We start from the raw sequence: 22,390 nt of genomic DNA, 5'->3' as shown, positions 1-22,390 counted from the left end.
TACTAGTCGTTTAACATTTTCTTAACGCTTTCATCTATACAATTAGTGGATTCATCTATTTTACAATGTTAGAATTGTTCTGTTAAAATACCTTTACCCAAAATTATAATAATGAAGAACTATATTGCGCTGTTTTTTTTAGGGCTTACTTTTCTAATTTCCTGCAGCGAAGAAACCTCAACGTATACCGTTGGAGACGATTTTTTAGATATTGACACGAATGTAATTATAACCGATACTATTTCCATTTTAACATCAACCATTCAAATAGATTCAATAGCAACAACTAATGCTACTAGGCTATTAATTGGAGCATTACAAGATGAAGATTTTGGAAATTTAGAAAGTCAAACCTTCTTCAACTTATTAACATCCAGTTTTTATATTAGCGATTATGCAACTTTTGATTCTATTGGAGCAATTTTATATTACGATAGCTATTATTATGGTGACACCACTAAAATACAAACCTTTAAAGTTCATGAAATAATTGAAAATTTTGAACCCCATAACGATGATGACGATAATTTTTACAACACTTCAACCTTAGAATATAGCAATTCCGTTTTAGGCGAATTATCCTTTACTCCATATCCAAACAAAAAAGATTCAATATACATCCCAATAAATGAAAATTTTGGAAGTGATTTGTTTGATAAACTTCAATCAAATACTATTAATAATTATGATGATTTATATCAAGATTTTAAAGGTTTAACAATTGCTCCAGATAAAAATAGCAAAGCTGTAATTGGCTTTAATACAGGCTCTATAGTTATGAGAATGTACTATACAATTAAAAGTGAAAATGCTGAAAACAATAATTACTATACAGATTTTAGCATACAAAATTATAACCAAAACTTTAATCGCATAACTAGTAACAAATCAAACACGCTTTTAGACCCTTTATCTTCTACAGATATTTTATATACCGAAAACACAAACAACCTCGCATATATTCAATCGGGCACATCAATTAATATGCGTGTAGAGTTTCCATCCTTAAAAAATATAAATAAGATAGAACAAAATGGCACTGCGATTAATGCTTCTCTTAAGTTTTATCCTACAATTGAAAGTTATCAATCTAACAGTAATGGCGTAGATTCTCTTGCCGTATATGTAATTGACAAAAAAAATAGAATTGTTGACCAATTAATTGGGACTGACGGAAGTTACGTATACGCCAAGCTAAATTCTCAAAATGATGAGTTTAACTCAAAATATTATTACTTAGCCGATTTAACTTACTATGTAGAGCAAATGTTAACCAGTAGTTATAATTTGGATTATGCTCTATTATTCCAATTTCCGAACAATACTAATAGGGTGAATAAAATAAATATTTACGATGCTGTTAATTCTGAAAACAGAATGAAACTCTCACTTACTTATTTACTTTATTAATTTTAAAATTTGAATACATGAAAAAAATACAATTTTCATTACTAATAGCCACCTTCTCAATTATTTTTGTAACGCAAGCACAAAGTGATTTTAGTTCGCCCTACTCTCTATTTGGCTTAGGAGAAGAAAACGTCAACTATTTTGGAGGTTATTCAGCTTTGGGAAATACTGGGATTGCTAGTAAAAATCTGTTTTCAATTAACAAAGCTAACCCAGCATCAATAGCTTCAATAGCCTCCAATACTTTTTTATATGAATTGGGATTAAATGGAACATATTCTGATAAAAAAACTTTAAACTCATCTCAAAATAACCTCGATTTTAACATTTCTCATTTAGCAATGGCTTTTCAAGTAAAAAACTATTGGAAAGTAAACTTCGGTTTGGTCCCCTACTCTAAAGTAAGTTATGAAATTAATTTAAAAACGCCCGTTGAAGGCTCTGTTGAATATTTAAACTCAACAGTTACAGGTTCAGGAGGAATAAATGAAGTGTTCTTTGGAAATGGATTTAACCTTAGTAAAAACTTATCCGTTGGAGTTGAATTATCTGCTTTATTTGGTAATATAAGTGAAGAACAATTATTAAATATAGGAACCTATTCAGCAACAATAACAGATTCTAAAAACTATTTTGGCTTAGGGTTAACCGCCGGATTACAATATTCAATTAACAATATAATAGGGAAAGAAACAACTTTTGGAGCTACACTTAATTTACCAACCTCATTAAATGGAACCGAGGATGAAACTGGAACAAAATCTTTTACAGGATCTGATGTAATTTCTATTTTAGATGAAACAGATATTGATATTAATGATTTTGAATTACCTCTAAAAGTTGGTTTTGGTATTTCTTCAATTATAAACAAAAGCTTAACTGTAAATGTAGATTACAAAAAAAATTATTGGTCTAATACTAATAACTCTAATAACATTTATAAAAATCAAGAAATATATGGTGTTGGTTTTGAATATAAACCTTCAAAATCTATCGCAACAGTTTGGAACAAATTAAAATATAGAGTTGGAGCAAATTATAATTCGGGAAATTTAATTTTATCAAAACAAAAAATTGATAATTATGCGTTTTCATTAGGTGTTGGAATTCCACTTTCAAAAAGTATTTACTCATCAATGATTAATATTAATTACTCCTACGGAAAAGAAGGAACATTAAACAACCAACTAATTCAAGATAATTACCACAAAATATCAATAAATTTAAGTTTATTAGGAAATTGGTTTAAAAAAGCAACAATTTTTTAAATAACATAATTGTGTAGTATAACTTACAAAGAGTCTTCTTTTAATTTGTAATTTTGCGGCTAAATTTACCTATCTATTACAAATACATTACAATATGGAAGATATGATTTTCTACGATAGATTGCAATTTGCATTTACTATCACATTTCACTATATATTTCCGCAATTAACAATGGGATTATCTTTAATCATTGTTTTTTTTAAATGGAAATTTTTAAGAACGAAAATTCAAAAATACAATGATGCCGCAATATTTTTTATGAAAATATTTGCAATTAACTTCACAATGGGTGTTGTTACAGGAATTCCAATGGAGTTTCAATTTGGTACAAATTGGGCTAAATTTTCGGAATTAACAGGTGGAATAATTGGTCAAACTTTAGCTATGGAAGGAATGTTTTCCTTCTTTTTAGAATCTTCATTCTTAGCGCTGTTTATTTTTGGTGAAAAATTAATGGGGCAAAAACTTCATTTCTTAACAGGTTTTTTAGTCTTCTTAGGTTCTTGGGCAAGCGGCTGGTTTATATTAGCCACAAACGCTTGGATGCAACATCCAGTTGGATTTGAAATTTTAGATAATGGTAAATTTGTACTTAAAAACTTCTCAGAACTTTTTAGCAATCCTTGGTTAATACCTGCTTTTTTACACAATCAATTTGCTTCTGTAGTTACTTCTGCTTTTGTTGTTGCAAGTATTGGAGCCTTTTATATTTTAAGAAATAAAAATTTAGAACACGGTAAATTATTTTTAAAAACAGGAGTTATTTTCGGTTTAATTTCAAGTTTACTAGTTGCTTTCCCTACAGGAGATTGGAATGCGAAAAATGTAGCTAAATATCAACCTGCCAGTTTTGCTGCAATGGAAGGTATTTTTGAAACTGAAAATGCTGGGGCTGAAATTGTGCTTATTGGACAACCAAATATGGTTGAAAAAAAATTAGACAACAAAATTGCTGTTCCAAATATTTTAAGTTTCTTAACCTATCAGGATTGGAACAAACAAATTGCAGGAATGGATCAATTTAAAAAAGAAGAATTACCAGATAATATTCCTGCCTTATATTATTCTTACCACATTATGGTTGGTTTAGGAACTATATTTATTGGAATTATGTTATTAGCAATCTTCTTCTTATGGAGAAAAAAATTATATACAATTAAACCCTTACTTTGGGCAATAATGTTTCTAGTACCGTTTCCTTATATAGCAAATCTTACCGGTTGGTATGTTGCAGAATTAGGCAGACAACCTTACCTAGTTTATGGATTATTAAAAACAAGTGAAGGAGTTTCACCTACGGTTTCTTCAGGAAACACATTATTCACGCTTTTAGGCTTTGTAGCTTTATATATGCTACTTGGTTTGTTATTTTTATTATTGGTAGGCAAAACTATTCATCAAGGTCCTAAACCTATAAAACATTAAATTATGGAACTATTTTGGTATATTATTATTGCACTTGTTTTAGCCATTTTCTTTGTTTTGGATGGTTATGATTTTGGCACAGGTATTATTCATTTATTTTACGCAAAAGAAGAAAAAGACAAACGAGTAATTGCAAAAGCCGCTGGGCTATTTTGGGATTCTAATGAAGTTTGGCTAGTAGCCGCTGGAGGGATGCTTTTTATGGCATTCCCAACATTTTACGCCTCAGTTTTTAGTGGTTTTTACCTTCCGCTAATTATTGTATTATGGTTAATTGTTTTTAGAGCTATTGGTTTAGAATTTAGAAGTCAATTTAACTATACAATGTGGACATCTATTTGGGATAAATCCTTTGGAGTTTCAAGTTTACTTTTAGCATTATTTTTTGGAATTGCCTTAGGAAATATTGTTAGAGGTGTAAATTTAGGCAGGGTTGAAGAGGGAAAATCTCTTTATGAAGCGCATTACTTTTTTCTACCATTATGGGATAGCAGCTTTAGTCCATTAAGCGAACACCCAGGCGTTATAGATTGGTTTACGCTTATTATAGGCGTTATAGCTGTGGTAACTTTAGCCATTCATGGAGCAACTTGGATTCGTCTCAAAACAGCATCGTCTATTAACGAAAAACTTAAAAAAGTAATTTTTAACTTAACTATTGTATTACTAGTATTAACTGTATTTTCAATTGTTGTTTGGCAAATAGTAAATCCTAATTCACTTAATAATTTTCTAGAAAAACCATATTTAATAATCTTCCCTATTATTTACCTTATAGGTTTGTTTGGGTTATTATTTATTAAAAAAATTAAAAAAGACAGTCACAGTTTTATACTTTCAACCTTACTAATAATTGGTGGTATTACATCTTCTTTAGCTTCGCTATTTCCTGTAATATTACCCTCTACTAATGCTACAAACAAATCGTTAACAATTTATAATACGGCAGCTGAAAGCTACGGATTATCTGTTGCTTTTAACTGGGGAATTATTGGTATTGTTTTACTTTTAATCTATTTCATTGTTCAAAAAAGACTTATGAAAGGAAAAATTGACAAGATGGATTATGGACATTAATTAAGTAATTATGACCGCAACTTTAATTTCATTAATAAGTATTTTAACAGGAATAATTGGAGCAAACATTACAGCCGTTGCTTTTAAAAAATATTCTTTTGGCATTGTAGGAAATACAATTGCTGGTGTTTTTGGAAGCATCTTTTTTATTAAATCTTTTGGCAGATTGGGTTTTGACCCTTTTAAAATAGTACAAACAGGAAACATTAATTTTAGATTATTTAGTTTAAACTTAATTGTATCCTTTTTTGGTGGTGTAATTGCTTTAATTTTAATAAAGCAATTAAAGATAATACTGAATAAAAATTCAAAATTATGAATATAGCAATACCAACAAACGATAGAAAATCTATTGCGAAACGAACAGGAAGAGCATCTGAATTTGCTTTTTACACAATTGATAATGGTGTAATTAAATCTGTAACTTACAAGAAAAATACGCATAGTCACGATGACCATGACAGAAACGAAGGGCATCATGGTGAAAATGAAAATCACAATCACGAAGGTCATAATCATGAACACCATGAACATGAAGAACACAACCACGATGAACTTTTAGATATTTTAACGGATATTGATCTTTTACTTGTAAGAGCCGTTGGAAAATATATGAGGAAAACTTTACAAAAAGGAAACTTTAAATATCAATTAGTTAAAATTGATGATATTTCTAAAATCCTGGAAGACTATCTATAACACAACTTGTTCTTAATAGATTTTTTTAACAACCTTAAGATGTTAAGGTTTAAATGAATACCAAGAGAAGAACTTTATTACTATTAAATTATAAAAAAAGCGTGATCGTATTTAAAATACAATCACGCTTTTATTTATATTATTATTTCAGAAAAAACTTTACCAGCCTCCGCTAGCTCCACCTCCACCAAAGCCACCTCCACCTCCGAAACCGCCAAAACCGCCTCCTGATGATGATGAACCACTTCCAAAACCTCCACTTCCGCCAAAGCCTCCACGCCCCATACTACCTAAAATAATAGCATCTAAGATAGAATCTGTTGCGTTTCTTCGCCCTCCATTTGACCCTCCTCCTTTATTTTTCTTAGAGAATACAATAATTAAGATAAATACAATTAAAATTATTTTAAACAGTGGAAAAGAACTTCCATTACTAGCTCCACTTTTTGAATTGCCTTTATACTCTCCTTTTAAAACATCAATAATTACATCGGTTCCTTTATTCAAACCCGCATAATAATCTCCCTTTTTAAATTCAGGAATTATAATATTTTCAATAATTCTTCTAGACAGAGCATCGGTTAACAAATGTTCAACTCCATAACCTGTTTGTATGGATATTTTTCTATCGTCTTTTGCCAACAAAATTACAATCCCATTGTCTTTTCCTTTTTGACCAATTTCCCATTTATGAGCTAATTGCGTTGTATAAAAATTAATTTCCTCGCCTTTTGTTGAAGGTAAAATCATCAAAAACATTTCTGTTGAAGTTGAATCACTATAGCGTATTAATTTATTTTCTAATGCAGCTTTTTGACTATTACTTAATGTATTTGTACTATCTATTAAAGCAGGAATAAAACTTGGTTTTTTGGGGATATTATTTTGTGCAAAAACACTCCCAACTACTAAAAATAAAAGTAAAAAAATATATTTGTATCTATCCTTTAGAAATTTCATCTGATAATTCATTAATATCATTAGATTGATGTGGGAAAAAAGCAACTAATTTATTACCAACTTCATCAATTGCTTTTACAAGTCCTTTTGTGAATTCACGCTTCTTAAAATGAGACAAGACTAATTCAATTTCTGAATTCCAAAAATTTTCAGGAACTAAATCATTTATACCCTTATCTCCAATTATCGCAAACTTTTTACTTTCAACTGCTATATAAAATAGGACTCCATTTCTTTGAGCCGTTCGATCCATTTTTAAAAAATAAAATACCTCCAACGCTCTTTCCATTGAGGGTATTTTTGTTTGTTTTTCAATATGTACTCGAATCTCTCCAGAAGTATTCTTTTCAGCTATTTTTATAGCGTCAATAATTGCCTGCTCTTCTTTGGCTGTTAAAAATTCTTCAACTTTAGACATATTCTAAAATTCTACTTTTGGAGCAACATCACTACCTGCAGCAGCTTCAAATCGAGACATTTCTTTAAAGTTTCCAATAAAATTATTTAATATATTATTTGGAAACTTTTTAATATGTTTTGAAAATAAACTAACCGTTTCATTAAATCTATTTCTTTCTACATTAATACGATTTTCAGTTCCTTCTAATTGACTTTGTAATTCTAAAAAGTTTTGATTTGCTTTTAAATCTGGATATTTTTCAACAGTAACTAAAAGTCTAGACAGCGCACCACTTAAACCTTCTTGCGCTTTTTGGAATGCCGCCATTTTTTCTGGTGTAATATTGGTCGGATCAATTGTTGTTTGAGTTGCAGCTGCACGTGCTTTAATTACTCCTTCTAAAGTTTCCTTTTCATGTGCTGCGTATCCTTTTACAGTTGACACTAAATTTGGAATTAAATCTGCCCGTCTTTGGTATGCACTTTCTACATTAGACCAAGAAGTTTTTGCGTTTTGTTCAAGATCTACTCCTGTATTATAAAAACCAACAGCTGTATTATATATTAAGAATCCAATTACAACTACAATAATTAAAGGTATTAATAACTTTTTCATTTTTTTTCTTTTTAAATTTATTATTCTATTTGATTAGTTGCTCTAAAAGTAATATTGTTACTAAATTAAAGATTTTTTTTAAGAAATCTGGTTTTTAATCTTAATCAATTCAGCTTTAATTGTTTCTAATTTCATTATAAGCTCGTGATTATCTTTCACCATTTTAGGCTGCTCTTTCATTTTACTTTTAGCACCTTCTAAGGTAAAACCTTTCTCTTTAACTAAATAATAAATTAATTTTAAGTTTTTAAGATCTTCTTGTGTAAATAGCCTATTTCCTTTATTATTTTTTTTTGGTTTCAGAATATCAAATTCTTTTTCCCAAAAACGTATATGTGATGTATTTAGGCCAAAAGCTTTAGCAACTTCGCCTATTTTATAATATCTTTTTTCTGGTAGATCAATATGCATTAGTCTAGAGATTGTCCTTCAATTTGAGCTGCTTTTTGCATTGCTTCAAATTCTTTTGGAGATAAATCTCCATAATAGAAATTAATAGGATTTATTTTGGTTCCGTTTTTATGAATTTCATAATGTAAATGCGGCGCTTGAGAACGCCCTGTGCTCCCTACAAAACCAATTAAATCACCTCTTTTTACTTTATGTCCTTTTTTCACATTGTACTTACTCATATGGGCATATAAAGAAATATATCCAAATCCGTGGTCTATTCTAATGTGCTTTCCATAACCTGATGAAGCTTGGTCTGCTCTAATTATTACACCATCACCTGAAGCGTAAATTGGCGTACCTCTTGGAGCGGTAAAATCCATACCCCAATGTTTTTTTCTTGCTTTTGTAAACGGATCTGTTCTCCATCCATAACCAGAAGCCATACGTGTTAAATCTTCTTTCTTTACAGGTTGAATTGCAGGAATAGCAGCCAATAATTTTTCTTTATTCTCCGCTAGTTTTACAATCTCATCCAAAGATTTTGATTGTACATATAATTGTTTTGATAAAATATCCATGTTTTTTGTAACATCTGTAATCATTTCAGAATTATCAAACCCTTCCAATGCTTTGTAACGATTAACACCACCAAAACCAGCCTTACGCTGTTCTTCTGGAATTGGATTTACTTCAAAATATAATCTATAAATATTATTATCTCTATCTTGTATATCCTTTAATATCTTATCTAATTGAGTTATTTTTTTACTATGAAGTTGCTCATTAAGCTTTACAAACTCAAGTTCTCGTTTTAACTCCTTCTCTTTTGGCGATTCAAAAATTGGTGTAAACACTACAAAACCTAATATCATAAATATAAAACCCGCTACAAGGGTTAACAGAAATCCCTTTAATTTCCGCCCCTTTTTAGGTTTAATTTTTTGATAAGACAACGTGTCTGAATCGTAATAGTATTTTACTTTCGCCATTATTATAAATTATCTTATTTTTGCAAAATAAACGCCTTTTAATTAAGTAATATTGTGGCGCATAATTAACAAAATTACGAAATGTTTTACAAAGCGGGTAAAACACATAATTTTTAGCATATAATTAACATGAAATCACAGCAAATAAGAAAGCAATTTCTAGACTTTTTTGAATCAAAAAACCACGTTATTGTGCCTTCTTTTCCAATGGTATTAAAAAACGACCCAACTTTAATGTTTACAAATGCGGGAATGGTGCCTTTTAAGGAGTATTTTTTAGGTCAAAAAAATGCAACTGACAAACGTGTGGCTGATACACAAAAATGTTTAAGAGTTTCTGGAAAACATAATGATTTAGAAGAGGTTGGTAAAGATACTTATCACCACACTATGTTTGAAATGCTCGGAAACTGGAGTTTTGGCGATTATTTTAAACAAGATGCAATTGCTTGGGCTTGGGAATTTTTAGTAGATGTTTTAAAAATTGACAAAGACTGTTTATATGTAACTGTTTTTGAAGGAGCAGAAGAAGATAAATTAGGTTTTGACCAAGAAGCTTTTGACTTTTGGAAAGCGCTAATTAGTGAAGACCGGATTATAAACGGAAATAAAAAAGATAACTTTTGGGAAATGGGTGCTCAAGGACCTTGTGGACCTTGTTCTGAAATTCATGTAGATATTCGTTCTGCGGAAGAAAAAGCTAAAGTTCCTGGTAAAAGTTTAATAAATAAGGACCACCCACAAGTTGTGGAAATTTGGAATTTAGTATTTATGGAATTTAACCGTAAAGCTGATGGTTCATTAGAAAAATTACCATTTCAACACGTAGATACTGGTATGGGATTTGAACGTTTATGTATGGTTATGCAAAACGTACAATCTAATTATGATACAGATTGTTTTACACCACTTATTAGAGAAGTTGAAGCGATTACAGAAAATGAATATGGTAAAAATGAAGAAATTGACATTGCCATTCGTGTAATATCTGATCACGTTCGTGCTGTTGCTTTTGCAATTGCCGATGGTCAGTTACCTTCAAATACTGGTGCTGGTTATGTTATTCGTAGAATCTTAAGAAGAGCTATTCGTTATGGATTCACCTTCTTAGATAAAAAAGAACCATTTATTTATAAGTTAGTTACTACACTAAGTAAACAAATGGGTGAATATTTCCCAGAATTAAAAGCTCAAAAAAACCTTATAACAAATGTAATTAAAGAAGAAGAAAACTCTTTTTTAAGAACTTTAGAACAAGGGTTAATTTTACTAGATGGTATTATTAAAAATACTCAAGGAACAGAAGTTTCAGGTAAAAAAGCATTTGAATTATTTGATACTTACGGGTTTCCTATTGATTTAACGGCGCTAATTCTTTCTGAAAAAAATATGACCTTAAATGAGTCTGATTTTAACATTGAATTAGAAAAACAAAAAAATAGATCTAGAGCTGCTGCAGTTGTTGAAACCGATGATTGGGTAGTTTTAATTGATGATGCTGAAGAAGAATTTATTGGTTATGATAATTTAGAAACTAAGGTTAAGATTACTCGTTACCGAAAAGTGTCTTCAAAAAAAGATGGAGAATTATATCAGTTAGTTTTTAATATGACCCCATTTTATCCAGAAGGTGGTGGACAATCTGGCGATAAAGGATATATTGAAGTAGACAATGGAAATGTAATTTATATCTTAAACACAAAAAAAGAGAACAACTTAATAATTCATTTCGCAAAACATTTACCAAAAAACATAACACATGTTTTTAAAGCTGTTGTTGATGAAAAACAACGTTTTAGAACCAATTGTAATCATACAGCTACCCATTTATTACACCAAGCCCTAAGAGAAATTTTAGGAACTCATGTAGAACAAAAAGGATCTGCAGTTCATTCTAAAAATTTACGTTTTGACTTTTCACACTTTTCAAAATTAACTGTTGATGAATTGCGTGAAGTTGAAGATTATGTAAACTCTAGAGTTGAAAGTAAAATACCTTTAGAAGAATTTAGAAATATTCCAATGCAAACAGCTTTAGACAAAGGTGCTATGGCTTTATTTGGCGAAAAATATGGTGATACCGTAAGAGCCATACAATTTGGAAATTCAATTGAATTATGTGGAGGTACTCACGTTGAAAACACTGGTGATATTTGGCATTTTAAAATTGTAAGTGAAAGTGCAATCGCTTCAGGAATAAGACGTATTGAAGCTATTACCGGAGATGCAACCAAAGATTACTATTTTGAAAACAATAGAGTATTCTTTGAAATAAAAGATATTCTTAAAAACTCTAAAAATCCACAAAAGGCTATTTTAGATTTACAAGAAGAAAACACATCTTTAAAAAAACAAATTGAAGTTTTATTAAAAGATAAAGCTAAAAATTTAAAAGGTGATTTAATTACTGAAGTTGAAACTATAAACGGAGTTAATTTCTTAGCTAAAAAACTAGATTTAGATGCTGGAGGATTAAAAGATTTAGCTTTTGAAATTGGAAATCAAGTTGATAATTTATTTTTTATTGCTGGAACCGAAAACAATGGTAAAGCAGGTTTAACTTGTTATATATCTAAAAGTTTAGTTGAAGAAAAAAATCTAAACGCCGGGCAAGTGGTTAGAGAACTTGGTAAACTAATTCAAGGTGGTGGTGGTGGCCAGCCTTTCTTTGCTACTGCCGGTGGTAAAAAACCTGAAGGTATTGCAGAAGCATTAGAAAAAGCAAAAGAATATATTAAATAATTGAATTTTAGAACTAACATACAACTACAAAAAGAACATAATCAAATTGATTATTGCTCAAAGTTGTTCTTAATTGGTTCTTGTTTTTCTGAACATATATATAATAAATTGGATTACTATAAGTTTAAGGCTTTTAGTAATCCTTTTGGCATATTATTCAATCCTATTGCAATTGAAAATCTTATTACAAAAGCAATAAATAAAGAAGAATTTAACCAAAACAACACATTTAAACTTAATGAACGCTGGCATTGTTTTGAAGCGCACTCAGATTTAAGTAATCCATCAGAAGATGAACTTATAAAAAATTTGAATACTACTATTAAAACAACTCATATTCAAATTAAAAAAACATCACATTTAATTATTACTTTAGGAACTGCAAGAGTTTACAGACATCTTAAAAGTGATAAAATAGTTGCTAATTGCCACAAAGTACCTCAAAAACAGTTTTCACAAGAGTTACTTTCTATTAAAGAAATTACAGATTCTTTAAAAAATATAATTGAATTGGTAAAAGCAGTAAATCCTTCAATAAATATAATTTTTACTGTTAGCCCTGTACGCCATTTAAAGGATGGCTTTGTTGAAAATATGGAAAGTAAAGCTCATTTAATTTCAGCTATTCAACAACTAACAAACAAACAAAAGAAACTTTATTATTTCCCTTCTTTTGAAATAATGATGGATGATTTACGTGATTATCGCTTTTATAATAATGATATGGTACACCCAAATGAAACTGCTATAAATTATATTTGGGAACAATTTCAACAAGTTTGGGTAAATGAAAAATCAACTTCATTAATGAAAGAAGTTGATACAATTCAAAGAGGTTTAGCACATAAACCTTTCAACCCCAATTCTATAGAGCATCAACTTTTTTTAAAAAAACTTCAACAAAAAATTTCTCAAATTAGAGAGAAAAGCAACATTTCATTTTAAATATACGTCATTTACCGTATTGATTTCGGTTTTTATAATTATGACTTTTGAAGTATTAACTTTAAAATCAAACTAATATGAAAACATTTAAAAAATTTATGGTATTAACTATGACATTGTCATTAGTTTTATTTTCATCGTGTTCAAAAAGTGATGATGAAGGAGGAAGTGGAAGTGCTGCTTCTGGAACTTTAACTGCAAAAGTTGATGGTAAATCATATAAATCTATGAAAATTTCATCGTCAGCAACAGTTGCAAATGCTGGACCAGGAGATAATTTAATTATTATCGCCTCAAATAGTGATGGAAACGCTTTTGCAATTACCATATTTGGATATACAGGAACAGGAACTTATGACATTACGGGAGCAAACATTGGTGTAACAAATGTCGCGTCTTATTCTGAAACAAACGTTAACTTAAGTAACCCAACAGCTTCAACAACTGAGATTTGGCAAGCTCCTTATGAAGCAACAAAGATTGGATCTTTTTCGGTATCAGAAGAAACCGACTCTAATATAAAAGGCACATTTAACTTTAAATGCAAGAATGTTTTAGGCGACAATTCAATTAAAAACATTACAGAAGGTTCATTTAATTTAACTAAAAAAACTTCCTAAAATTGTAAATTAATAATCTATCCATTTAATATACCTCATCAAGGTTACGCTCTAAATGTGTAACCTTTTTTATAAATAAAAACTATAGATGATATTTATAGTTTAACCCTATTCTTAAGTGAAACTAAAGCCACTTAATCTAAAATCCTCTCTTTTAGTTAAAAATATACGGCATTTGTCGTATTGATTTCTGAGGCATTTTATTGGATTTTTGAATTAAGCATTCCAAAAACTCAATAAAACTAACACAAACTAAGATAAATACTCTAATTATGAAAACTAAAAAATTCAAATTGCAAAAATTATTAATAGTTATATTTATAACTATTGCAACAACAATTACCGCGCAGAAAGCAGAGAACTCAGATTACACGTATAACGTTGGAGGAAAAATAGAAAAAATGACTGTTACAGATTCTGGGGTACTTTTAATTACACATAGTAAAGGTTTAGCTGGAGTTAAACCCGGACAAAATGACTTAGCTTTTAATTTTGATGACTATGGAAAAGTAAAAGAGGAAGAAATAAATATAATTCCTAACACTCCATATGTAATGGTTGGACAAGCTGGTTTTGGAGGCATTTCGGCGAAACAAAGTGTTATTGATATGGTTTCTGGTAAACGAATTTTTGACACAAAAGCAAATGGTTGGAAAGCTGCGCAACAACCTACTTTAATATTACCTGAAAATAAATTGATTGTATCAGGTCAACGTACTAGTAAAGAAAAATTTGCACAAGCTATTGGTATTTACAATATGGAAACTGGGGCAGAAGAAAAATTGTTAACACTTAAAGGTAGTGAAGCAATGACAGGAACACCAAAAATTATAAATGGAGGCTTAATTGTTTCAACCTACAAAAGGTTATATAGAATTGATATTGAAACTGGAAACGAAACTTGGACTCTAGATTTAAAAAATGTGTCATTCGTGGAGCCTGCAAAAGATAATTCTTTATACGCTTTTATTAATAAAGGTAAAAACCATGAAGTTCATAAAGTCAGCGCTTCTGGCAAAGAAATGTGGTCTGATGGTAAAAAACTAAAAGGACTTGTTACTAACTTTGAAATTACACCAAAAGGACTTGCAATTGTAAGTGATGTTGCCTCTTCTGGAAAAAAGGGTATCGCCAAATTAGCCGCTGCAAAAGCCCAAAGTAATATTTCTTTTTTGTCGGCGTCTAATGGCGAAGATTTATGGGAAAAAGCTCCTAAAACAAAAGGTTATGTGCAACATTTTTATATTATGGATGATGGTATTCTGTTTGGTTTACAAGAAGGAGGTATTAATAAAATTTCATTTGAAGGAAATGCATTATTTAAAAAACCACTAAAAACAGGAGAAAACATTCATACTATGGCTTTAACCAATAAAGGAATGATTTACATTACTGATGAAGATGCAAATATTATTAATTTAGAAACTGGTGAATCTATTTGGAATAAACCAATAAAGTACAAAAGAGCAAAAGCTGTAACAAATTCGTACGATCAAGCGCATAAAAGGTATTTAATAAGTACTGGTGAGGAAATGATTGCTATAAATGAAGATTCTGGAGACATAAGTAACTTGGCCTCCTATAATTTTGAAGAAAAAGAAGACCCTAACAATTTAGAAATTAGAGATGGAGGTCTATTATTAACATCAGACCAAAATATTATGATGTTAAATTTTGATGGAAGCGAAAAATTTCATCAATATTACAAATCTCCAAGTAAAAGTACTTTTGCAAAAATTGCATTAGCCACTTTAGCCGTAGCCTCAACAGCCGTAGCAATGGATGCTGCAGGAAGAGCTGGCGCAAACAAAAACTATATGGGACAGTATAATAGTTATGGTGCTCAAATGAAACGTACTTCAGATGCTTTTGCTGCAATTGGTTCAGCCTCTTTTAATGAAATGTCTAGAAGATTTAAAGCTACAGCCGCTACTGAAAATGCACAATTTATACTCTCTAAATTAGACAATGGAGTTGGACTTGTAAAAATAAGTAAAGACACCGGTAAACCTGTTAAAGAAATTATTCTAAATGACAAAAAACCAGAATATGAAGTTGATGAGTGGGGTGGTTTTTTATATTATATGGCTAGTAGCAATACTATTAACGCATACGATTTAAAAAAATAAGACTCAATTTCTTTTTCCAAGGCTGTTTCAATTTCTACAAGTTGAAGCAGTCTTTTTTCTATTAATAAATATTTTTATTAATAAAATTAGAATAAATCTCTTATTTCTTTTTTTGTATTTTAGTTAAAACTAACTATTTATGAAACTAAAACTAACCATCTTATTTTCAGTTTTTTTTGTTTCAATAGCTTGCGCACAAAGCAAAATTATTGACAGTTTAAAAATACTGATAAAAACTGAAAAATCCGATTCCTTAAAAATTAAAGCTTACGGTGATTTGTGTTGGTACTACAGTGGTATTTCAACAGATTCGGCATTTTATTTTGGTAATATTGCGTTGGATTTATCTAAAAAAACCAACAACCTAAATGGAGAAGCACAGGCTTATAATGATTTTGGTATAATTCATTATAAACTATCAAATTTTGATACGGCTAATTCATTTTATAAAAAAGCTTTAGCTCTTAGAATAAAAAATAATGACACTTTAGGTATTGGTAGTCTTTACAATAAAATGGGAATTTCATATCAGAGAATTTTTAAAATGGACTCGGCCATATTTTACAATACGAAAGCTCTAGAGATTTATGAGAACATAAATCACACACGTTATATAGCGCTTATTAAAAATAATATTGCCAACATTTATTTTAATTTAAAACAATATGATAAAGCCCTAAAAGAGCATTTAGAAGTTGCAAAAATTAGAGAGGAAATAAATGATGAATTTGGGTTACTTCAATCCTATACTAATATTGGAAACTCCTATCTGTTTTTAAAAGATACAACAGAAAGTATCATTAATTATAAAAAAGGGATTGAAATTGCTAAAAAAAACAATAATGAACAAGAACTCTCTGCTCTTTATAATAATTACGGTGCAATTTTAAAAGATCAAAATCAAAATGATGCAGCAATTAATTATTTCAACAAATCTTTACAGTTAAGAGAAAAGCTAAATGATAATTACGGTATTGCCAGTGTAAGACAAAACATTGGCGATTTGTACTTATCCACAGGTAATTTAACAAAAGCAGAAAAAAATCTGAAAAAAGGGTTACAATTAGCTAAAAAAACAAATGCAAAAGAATTAGAAATGAAAGGCTATAAGGCGTTACTTTCGTTTTTTGCATTCAGAAAAAATACAGATAGTATTATTCATTATCAAAAATTATATTCCATTTCCCAGGATAGTATATTTAACTCTAGAATTACTAAAGAAATAGCCGATATTCAAGAAAAATACAATACCGCAAAACGAGAAAAAGAAATTTCACAACAAAAAGAACAACTTTTAAAAAATGAATTAGAAATTAAAAATAAAAACTTTTATACTGTCTTACTTGGTTCAGGGTTTTTAATTTTCAGTATTGTTTCTTTTAGTTTATTTAAACGGCAACAACACAAAAGAAGAGAATATAAAAATAAATTAAAACTTAAAGAAGCTCAAACTTATAACAAACTTCAAGATCAACGATTACGAATTTCGCGAGATTTACACGATAATATTGGCTCGCAACTAACATTTATAATATCATCTATCGATAATTTAAAGTTTTTAACAGATTCAACTAATGAAAAACTAAAAAATAAACTCTCTGAAATTAATCAATTTGCTAATGGTACCATTGCACAATTAAGAGATACAATTTGGGCATTAAATAAAAACGAAATAGCTTTTGAAGATTTTCAAACTCGAATTTTATCATTTATTGAAAAAGCTAAAACTGCCACAACTAATATTAAGTTTAGCTTTAGTACTTCAATTTCTGAAGAATATACATTTACATCAATTAAAGGAATTAATGTTTTTCGAATTATTCAAGAAGCGATAAATAATTCTATAAAATATTCTAGCGCAACTGAAATAGCAGTTAACATTTCTGAAAATAAAAAAATTATTGAAATTTCCATAACCGATAATGGTATTGGGTTTGATTTAAACAAAATAAAACTAGGTAATGGACTAGAAAATATGCAAAAAAGAATTGAAGAAATTGGAGGAACAATACATATAAAATCAAAAGTAAATGAAGGAACTACAATTACCATTAATTGTTTAAAAAATAAGACAAATGCCTTATAGTTTTACTTAACCATAAAAACTACTTTTATAAAGTTAAAACTTATTTTATGAAATTAAGAATAGTCATTGCCGAAGATAATAGTTTTTTAGCTAAATCAGTTATTGAAAAGCTATCCTTTTTCTCAAATTTAGACTACAAATTTAAAGGGAAAAATGGAGCAGAATTGATTGGAAAATTAGAAGAAAACCACAATATTGATGTTGTTTTAATGGATATTCAAATGCCAGAAATGAATGGAATTAAGGCAACAGAGATTATAAAAAACAAATATCCACAAATAAAAATAATCATGCTCACTGTTTTCGATGACGATGAAAATATATTTAATGCCATTAAGGCTGGAGCAAATGGTTATTTATTAAAAGAAATTGATGCCGAAAATTTAAATAAAAGCATTTTAGAAGTTGTTTCTGGTGGAGCACCAATGACTCCAAGTATAGCACTTAAAACACTAAAACTATTACGCAATCCGCTTTCAATTACAAATTCAAAAGAATTAGAAGAAATAAAACTCACCAACCGTGAAACTGATATTTTAGAACAATTAAGCAAGGGACTAAACTATAATGCAATTGCCGAAAACTTGTTTATTTCGCCCTCAACTGTTAGAAAACACATTGAGAATACTTATAAAAAGTTACAAGTACACAATAAAATTGAAGCTATTTCAAAAGCTAGAAAACACAATTTAATTTAATAAAAAAAGAGAAGCAATTGCTTCTCTTTTTTTATTAAATTAAATATGTTGTAAAACTTATTCAACAAACTTAGCTACATTTTGCCAAGGCCCACCATTTATAACATCAACACCCTGTTGCTTTAAAAAATCTGCAGCTTGTCCGCTACGTGCACCACTTCTACAAACAGCAATAACTTTTTTATTTAATGCTTTAATCTCAGCAACTTTACCTGGAACAACATTTAAAACTATATTTTTTGAACCAGAAACATGACCGCTGTTATATTCCTCTACAGATCTAACATCAATTACAACTGCACCATCTTTTAAATATTCTTCTATTAAAGCAGCATCCTTATCTCCACCAAATAAACCAAAAAAACTCATTCTTATATATTTTAAATTTTGCGCAAATATAAGCGATAAAATATGATAAACAGTAACACTAGTTACTAAATTATTTTAAAAAAAACACATAACACATTGAAATTAAGCCTTATAACTATAATAGTCAATTAAAAAAAGTAACTTTTAACAAAATACTGTGTCATAAATTAAATAAATAACTTTTGTATATTTAACAAAATAAAAATTAAAAATGAGAAGAGGGAATTTTAAGGTCAAATTAATTATTGGAATAGGAATAGTATTGTTTTCATTATTTAAATATTATTCAAATAGTGATGTAAATGAATTTACTGGAAAAAAGCAACACATTTCTATGACTACCGATGAAGAAGTTGCAATAGGACTGCAAAGTGCACCTCAAATGGCTCAGCAACATGGAGGTTTATATCCCGATCAAAAATACCAAAAACTGGTAGATCAAGTTGGCCATAAATTAGTAGATAACAGCGTTGCTAAGCAAACAAATTATAACTATGATTTTCATTTGCTAAGAGACCCTGAAACAATAAATGCCTTTGCATTACCTGGTGGTCAAATATTTATAACCTATGCCCTATTTTCAAAATTAGAAAATGAAGATCAATTAGCAGGAGTTCTGGGACATGAAGTTGGTCATGTAGTTGGAAGGCATTCTGCCGAACGAATGGCAAAGCAAGGATTAACACAAGGTATACTAAGTGGCGTATCAGTTGGTTTTGATCCTAGTACTGCGCAAGGTGCCGCTGCTATTGCAAATGTTATAAATATGAGTTATGGAAGAGATGATGAATTAGAAAGTGATGATTTAGGTGTTAAATTTATGATTGATGCAGGATACAATCCTTCTGAATTAATTGGTGTAATGGAAATTTTAAAGGCTGCTGCAGGCCCAAATAGAACTCCAGAAAGAATGAGCACCCACCCCGATCCAGAAAATAGAATTGAAAAAATTAAAGAAGCTATTGAAAAATATAAGAAATAGTATTTTTAAATTACATACCGCAATCGTTTTAGTAATTTTAAATTCAATTTAACATCTAATAATAAGGCTCTTAAGGGGATATCTTTGTATATTTGTTCTTTAAATTTAAATAGATTTTAAAATGAATAAAAAAGTTATTTTAATGATTTTAGATGGTTGGGGAATTACTCAAGACCCAAAAGTATCAGCCATTTTTAATGCAAAAACTTCATACATAGATAGTTTATACAATATTTACCCTAATGCTAGTTTACGTACCGATGGTGAACATGTTGGTTTACCTGTAGGTCAAATGGGAAATAGTGAAGTTGGTCATATGAACTTAGGTGCTGGTAGAATTGTATACCAAAACTTAGTAAGAATTAATATGGCGGTTGAAGAAAAAACTTTAGGTAAAGAAAAAGTTTTATTAGATGCCTTAGCTTATGCAAAAGAAAATAATAAAAATATTCATTTATTAGGTTTAGTTTCTAATGGTGGTATTCACTCTCATATAAATCACTTAAAAGGAATATTAGACGTTGCTGCAGAAAACAATGCTGAAAACGTTTATTTACATGCCTTTTCTGACGGTAGAGATTGTGATCCTAAATCTGGAACTCACTTTATTAATGAAGTTCAAGAATATATGGCTGAAACTACTGGTGAAATAGCTTCAATTACTGGTCGTTATTTTGCAATGGATAGAGATAAACGTTGGGAAAGAGTTAAAACTTCTTACGATGCTATGGTAAATGCTGTTGGTGAAAAATCTACCGATGCAATTGCAAGTATGAACGCTAGTTATGCAAATGGTGTTACTGATGAATTCATTAAGCCAATTATAATGACTGATGAAAATGGAACTCCAAAAGCAAAAATAAACGAAGATGACGTTGTTATTTTCTTTAATTATAGAACAGATAGAGGTAGAGAATTAACTGAAGTTTTAACACAAAAAGACTACCCAGAATTTGGCATGAAAACAGTGCCTCTTCACTATGTTACTATTACAAATTACGATGAAACTTATAAAGGAATTAACGTAATATACAATACAGCTAATTTAGAAAATACACTTGGTGAAGTTTTAGAAACTGCCAATAAAAATCAAATTAGAATTGCTGAAACTGAAAAATACCCTCACGTAACATTTTTCTTCTCTGGAGGTAGAGAACAAGAATTTAAAGGAGAAAAACGATTATTATGCCCTTCTCCTAAAGTTGCAACATATGATTTACAACCAGAAATGAGTGCATTTGAAATACGTGATGCAATTATTCCTGAATTAAAAGAAGGTGATGTAGATTTTGTTTGTTTAAACTTCGCTAACGGAGATATGGTTGGTCATACTGGTGTTATGGAAGCTGCAATTAAAGCTTGTGAAGCTGTTGATGAATGTGTAAAAGATGTTATTACAACTGCTACTGAAAACAATTATACAACTATTGTAATTGCGGATCACGGTAACTGTGAAACTATGATGAATCCTGATGGATCTCCAAATACTGCTCACACAACAAACCCAGTTCCTTTTATTGTTGTAGATAAAGATATTAAAGAAGTAAAAGATGGTGTTTTAGGTGATATTGCACCAACCATTTTAAAATTAATGGGAATTGAACAACCAAAAGAAATGACTCGTCATTCTTTGATATAATTCTATATTAATAAAACTAAATTTAAAAAAGAGAACATGTATTTTTACATTGTTCTCTTTTTTTATATAATTTTTAAGATTAAAGTAAATTTATAAAAAAATGAAAAAAATATTCTTACTTATTTGCATTTCTCTATTAAATCTAGGGTGTAATACTTCAAAAAACATCACCACAACTACAAAAAACAATTCTGAAGATTTAATGGGCGTAGTTACTAAAGATAATTTTTTAGCTGAACCTTATAATGAATGGTTTTCATATAATTATAACGATTATAAATTAAACAATGATGTTATTCTAAAATTGAATCCTCTTTTAAAAGGAATTACAATTAAATCATTTATGGGTACATGGTGTGGCGATAGCCAAGAACAAGTTCCTATTTTTTATAAAATTTTAGATAAAGCTAATTTTAATTATAATAACTTAGAATTAATTGCATTGAACAGGGCTAGAAAAACTATAAATAATTTACAAGAAGGATTTAATATAATTAGAGTTCCAACTTTTATTTTCTATAAGAATAAAAAAGAAATTGGAAGAATTGTTGAATATCCAAGAGAGAACATAGAGAAAGATATCTTAACAATTATAAGTGGCAAACCCTACAAACACTCCTATCAGGATTAAGAGGTTTTTAAAACTGTAAAAAGTGGTCATCTAAAGAGTTTAGTTTTAGTTGACCATTTTTTTATGCATTAAACCTGTAATTAACCTACATAACTTTTCAACAAAAACGGCATTAAATCTTATTAACCGAAAGATACAATCCATTCATCGACAGTTAAAACGTTATCAACTAAAAACTCAATAAAAACCTTTAATCTGAACGTACATTTGTACCAGAAACAAACACAAAAATTAAAAACATTAAATTATAAATTCCCCACTTATGAAAATTCAAAAATTATTATTCGCCGCTTTTATCTTATTCGCTTCTTC

The 22,390-nt window shown here is 29.4% G+C and carries 21 protein-coding genes; 15 read left to right on the top strand and 6 right to left on the bottom strand.

What is annotated here, in order from left to right; translation table 11 throughout:
• The first annotated feature begins 111 nt into the window (after positions 1-111).
• The 6 genes from DAD81_RS18895 to DAD81_RS18870 all read left to right on the top strand — a co-directional run bounded on the left by DAD81_RS18895 (position 112) and on the right by DAD81_RS18870 (position 5,880).
• A complete protein-coding gene (locus DAD81_RS18895; RefSeq protein ID WP_111709881.1) occupies positions 112-1,410 on the top strand; it encodes a DUF4270 family protein in 1,299 nt (432 codons plus the stop codon).
• 17 nt (positions 1,411-1,427) lie between these two features.
• Complete coding sequence (locus DAD81_RS18890) at positions 1,428-2,678, top strand: OmpP1/FadL family transporter (RefSeq protein ID WP_111709880.1); 1,251 nt, start codon at positions 1,428-1,430, stop codon at positions 2,676-2,678.
• A 94-nt stretch (positions 2,679-2,772) separates the two neighbouring features.
• Positions 2,773-4,104 carry a cytochrome ubiquinol oxidase subunit I gene (locus DAD81_RS18885; RefSeq protein ID WP_111709879.1) on the top strand — a complete coding sequence of 444 codons (1,332 nt, stop codon included), beginning with the start codon at positions 2,773-2,775 and terminating at the stop codon, positions 4,102-4,104.
• 3 nt (positions 4,105-4,107) lie between these two features.
• Positions 4,108-5,181, top strand: coding sequence for a cytochrome d ubiquinol oxidase subunit II (gene cydB / locus DAD81_RS18880; RefSeq protein ID WP_111709878.1), 1,074 nt, complete (start codon positions 4,108-4,110; stop codon positions 5,179-5,181).
• A 10-nt stretch (positions 5,182-5,191) separates the two neighbouring features.
• A complete protein-coding gene (locus DAD81_RS18875) occupies positions 5,192-5,500 on the top strand; it encodes a hypothetical protein (RefSeq protein ID WP_111709877.1) in 309 nt (102 codons plus the stop codon).
• Positions 5,497-5,880, top strand: coding sequence for a NifB/NifX family molybdenum-iron cluster-binding protein (locus DAD81_RS18870; protein ID WP_111709876.1), 384 nt, complete (start codon positions 5,497-5,499; stop codon positions 5,878-5,880). The genes DAD81_RS18875 and DAD81_RS18870 overlap by 4 nt, the downstream gene beginning before the upstream one ends.
• A gap of 159 nt (positions 5,881-6,039) precedes the next feature.
• Here DAD81_RS18870 and DAD81_RS18865 read toward each other — a convergent pair whose 3' ends face one another.
• The 5 genes from DAD81_RS18865 to DAD81_RS18845 form a co-directional block, all read right to left on the bottom strand.
• Positions 6,040-6,840 (bottom strand): TPM domain-containing protein, encoded by an 801-nt coding sequence (locus DAD81_RS18865; protein ID WP_111709875.1) that lies wholly within the window; start codon positions 6,838-6,840, stop codon positions 6,040-6,042.
• Positions 6,821-7,258 carry a TPM domain-containing protein gene (locus tag DAD81_RS18860; RefSeq protein WP_111709874.1) on the bottom strand — a complete coding sequence of 146 codons (438 nt, stop codon included), beginning with the start codon at positions 7,256-7,258 and terminating at the stop codon, positions 6,821-6,823. Before DAD81_RS18860 ends, DAD81_RS18865 begins: the two co-directional genes overlap by 20 nt.
• Before the next feature lie 3 nt (positions 7,259-7,261).
• A complete protein-coding gene (locus DAD81_RS18855; protein ID WP_111709873.1) occupies positions 7,262-7,855 on the bottom strand; it encodes a LemA family protein in 594 nt (197 codons plus the stop codon).
• 78 nt (positions 7,856-7,933) lie between these two features.
• Positions 7,934-8,266 (bottom strand): MerR family transcriptional regulator, encoded by a 333-nt coding sequence (locus DAD81_RS18850; RefSeq protein WP_111709872.1) that lies wholly within the window; start codon positions 8,264-8,266, stop codon positions 7,934-7,936.
• Complete coding sequence (locus DAD81_RS18845) at positions 8,266-9,237, bottom strand: M23 family metallopeptidase (protein WP_111709871.1); 972 nt, start codon at positions 9,235-9,237, stop codon at positions 8,266-8,268. The genes DAD81_RS18850 and DAD81_RS18845 overlap by 1 nt, the downstream gene beginning before the upstream one ends.
• Before the next feature lie 129 nt (positions 9,238-9,366).
• On the opposite strand from DAD81_RS18845, the gene alaS reads away from it, so the two are divergent.
• From alaS to DAD81_RS18815, 6 genes are all read left to right on the top strand, one after another.
• The gene (gene alaS, locus DAD81_RS18840) at positions 9,367-11,979 is read left to right on the top strand and encodes an alanine--tRNA ligase (protein WP_111709870.1); all 2,613 of its coding nucleotides are present in this window, start codon (positions 9,367-9,369) and stop codon (positions 11,977-11,979) included.
• A complete protein-coding gene (locus tag DAD81_RS18835; RefSeq protein WP_111709869.1) occupies positions 11,980-12,924 on the top strand; it encodes a GSCFA domain-containing protein in 945 nt (314 codons plus the stop codon).
• A gap of 77 nt (positions 12,925-13,001) precedes the next feature.
• Entirely contained in the window at positions 13,002-13,544 is a 543-nt protein-coding gene (locus tag DAD81_RS18830) for a DUF6252 family protein (protein ID WP_111709868.1), read from the top strand.
• A 272-nt stretch (positions 13,545-13,816) separates the two neighbouring features.
• Positions 13,817-15,673 carry an outer membrane protein assembly factor BamB family protein gene (locus DAD81_RS18825; protein ID WP_111709867.1) on the top strand — a complete coding sequence of 619 codons (1,857 nt, stop codon included), beginning with the start codon at positions 13,817-13,819 and terminating at the stop codon, positions 15,671-15,673.
• A 139-nt stretch (positions 15,674-15,812) separates the two neighbouring features.
• Complete coding sequence (locus tag DAD81_RS18820; RefSeq protein ID WP_111709866.1) at positions 15,813-17,759, top strand: tetratricopeptide repeat-containing sensor histidine kinase; 1,947 nt, start codon at positions 15,813-15,815, stop codon at positions 17,757-17,759.
• 47 nt (positions 17,760-17,806) lie between these two features.
• Positions 17,807-18,457, top strand: coding sequence for a response regulator (locus DAD81_RS18815; RefSeq protein WP_111709865.1), 651 nt, complete (start codon positions 17,807-17,809; stop codon positions 18,455-18,457).
• Between the two features lie 57 nt (positions 18,458-18,514).
• Here DAD81_RS18815 and DAD81_RS18810 read toward each other — a convergent pair whose 3' ends face one another.
• Positions 18,515-18,826, bottom strand: coding sequence for a rhodanese-like domain-containing protein (locus DAD81_RS18810; protein ID WP_111709864.1), 312 nt, complete (start codon positions 18,824-18,826; stop codon positions 18,515-18,517).
• A 211-nt stretch (positions 18,827-19,037) separates the two neighbouring features.
• On the opposite strand from DAD81_RS18810, the gene DAD81_RS18805 reads away from it, so the two are divergent.
• From DAD81_RS18805 to DAD81_RS18795, 3 genes are all read left to right on the top strand, one after another.
• Positions 19,038-19,808, top strand: a complete 771-nt coding sequence (locus DAD81_RS18805; RefSeq protein WP_111709863.1) for a M48 family metalloprotease — start codon at positions 19,038-19,040, stop codon at positions 19,806-19,808.
• Between the two features lie 121 nt (positions 19,809-19,929).
• Entirely contained in the window at positions 19,930-21,447 is a 1,518-nt protein-coding gene (gene gpmI / locus DAD81_RS18800; protein ID WP_111709862.1) for a 2,3-bisphosphoglycerate-independent phosphoglycerate mutase, read from the top strand.
• Positions 21,448-21,547: 100 nt separating this feature from the next.
• Positions 21,548-22,078 carry a thioredoxin family protein gene (locus DAD81_RS18795; RefSeq protein WP_111709861.1) on the top strand — a complete coding sequence of 177 codons (531 nt, stop codon included), beginning with the start codon at positions 21,548-21,550 and terminating at the stop codon, positions 22,076-22,078.
• The last annotated feature ends 312 nt before the right edge of the window (positions 22,079-22,390 follow it).

This window comes from Lutibacter citreus, assembly GCF_003260195.1.
Classification (GTDB): Bacteria; Bacteroidota; Bacteroidia; order Flavobacteriales; family Flavobacteriaceae; genus Lutibacter; species Lutibacter citreus.
Note: the sequence above shows the minus strand (reverse complement) of the source record. Positions and strands in the feature narration are given on the sequence as shown.

Bases quoted from the DNA above. Each gene is read 5' to 3' on its own strand.
- DAD81_RS18845 (WP_111709871.1), bottom strand. From the start codon at position 9,237: ATGGCGAAAGTAAAATACTATTACGATTCAGACACGTTGTCTTATCAA.
- DAD81_RS18805 (WP_111709863.1), top strand. From the start codon at position 19,038: ATGAGAAGAGGGAATTTTAAGGTCAAATTAATTATTGGAATAGGAATA.
- DAD81_RS18860 (WP_111709874.1), bottom strand. From the start codon at position 7,258: ATGTCTAAAGTTGAAGAATTTTTAACAGCCAAAGAAGAGCAGGCAATT.
- DAD81_RS18810 (WP_111709864.1), bottom strand. From the start codon at position 18,826: ATGAGTTTTTTTGGTTTATTTGGTGGAGATAAGGATGCTGCTTTAATA.
- DAD81_RS18890 (WP_111709880.1), top strand. From the start codon at position 1,428: ATGAAAAAAATACAATTTTCATTACTAATAGCCACCTTCTCAATTATT.
- DAD81_RS18795 (WP_111709861.1), top strand. From the start codon at position 21,548: ATGAAAAAAATATTCTTACTTATTTGCATTTCTCTATTAAATCTAGGG.
- alaS (WP_111709870.1), top strand. From the start codon at position 9,367: ATGAAATCACAGCAAATAAGAAAGCAATTTCTAGACTTTTTTGAATCA.
- gpmI (WP_111709862.1), top strand. From the start codon at position 19,930: ATGAATAAAAAAGTTATTTTAATGATTTTAGATGGTTGGGGAATTACT.
- DAD81_RS18875 (WP_111709877.1), top strand. From the start codon at position 5,192: ATGACCGCAACTTTAATTTCATTAATAAGTATTTTAACAGGAATAATT.
- DAD81_RS18870 (WP_111709876.1), top strand. From the start codon at position 5,497: ATGAATATAGCAATACCAACAAACGATAGAAAATCTATTGCGAAACGA.
- cydB (WP_111709878.1), top strand. From the start codon at position 4,108: ATGGAACTATTTTGGTATATTATTATTGCACTTGTTTTAGCCATTTTC.
- DAD81_RS18865 (WP_111709875.1), bottom strand. From the start codon at position 6,840: ATGAAATTTCTAAAGGATAGATACAAATATATTTTTTTACTTTTATTT.
- DAD81_RS18815 (WP_111709865.1), top strand. From the start codon at position 17,807: ATGAAATTAAGAATAGTCATTGCCGAAGATAATAGTTTTTTAGCTAAA.
- DAD81_RS18895 (WP_111709881.1), top strand. From the start codon at position 112: ATGAAGAACTATATTGCGCTGTTTTTTTTAGGGCTTACTTTTCTAATT.
- DAD81_RS18855 (WP_111709873.1), bottom strand. From the start codon at position 7,855: ATGAAAAAGTTATTAATACCTTTAATTATTGTAGTTGTAATTGGATTC.
- DAD81_RS18825 (WP_111709867.1), top strand. From the start codon at position 13,817: ATGAAAACTAAAAAATTCAAATTGCAAAAATTATTAATAGTTATATTT.
- DAD81_RS18820 (WP_111709866.1), top strand. From the start codon at position 15,813: ATGAAACTAAAACTAACCATCTTATTTTCAGTTTTTTTTGTTTCAATA.
- DAD81_RS18830 (WP_111709868.1), top strand. From the start codon at position 13,002: ATGAAAACATTTAAAAAATTTATGGTATTAACTATGACATTGTCATTA.
- DAD81_RS18885 (WP_111709879.1), top strand. From the start codon at position 2,773: ATGGAAGATATGATTTTCTACGATAGATTGCAATTTGCATTTACTATC.
- DAD81_RS18850 (WP_111709872.1), bottom strand. From the start codon at position 8,266: ATGCATATTGATCTACCAGAAAAAAGATATTATAAAATAGGCGAAGTT.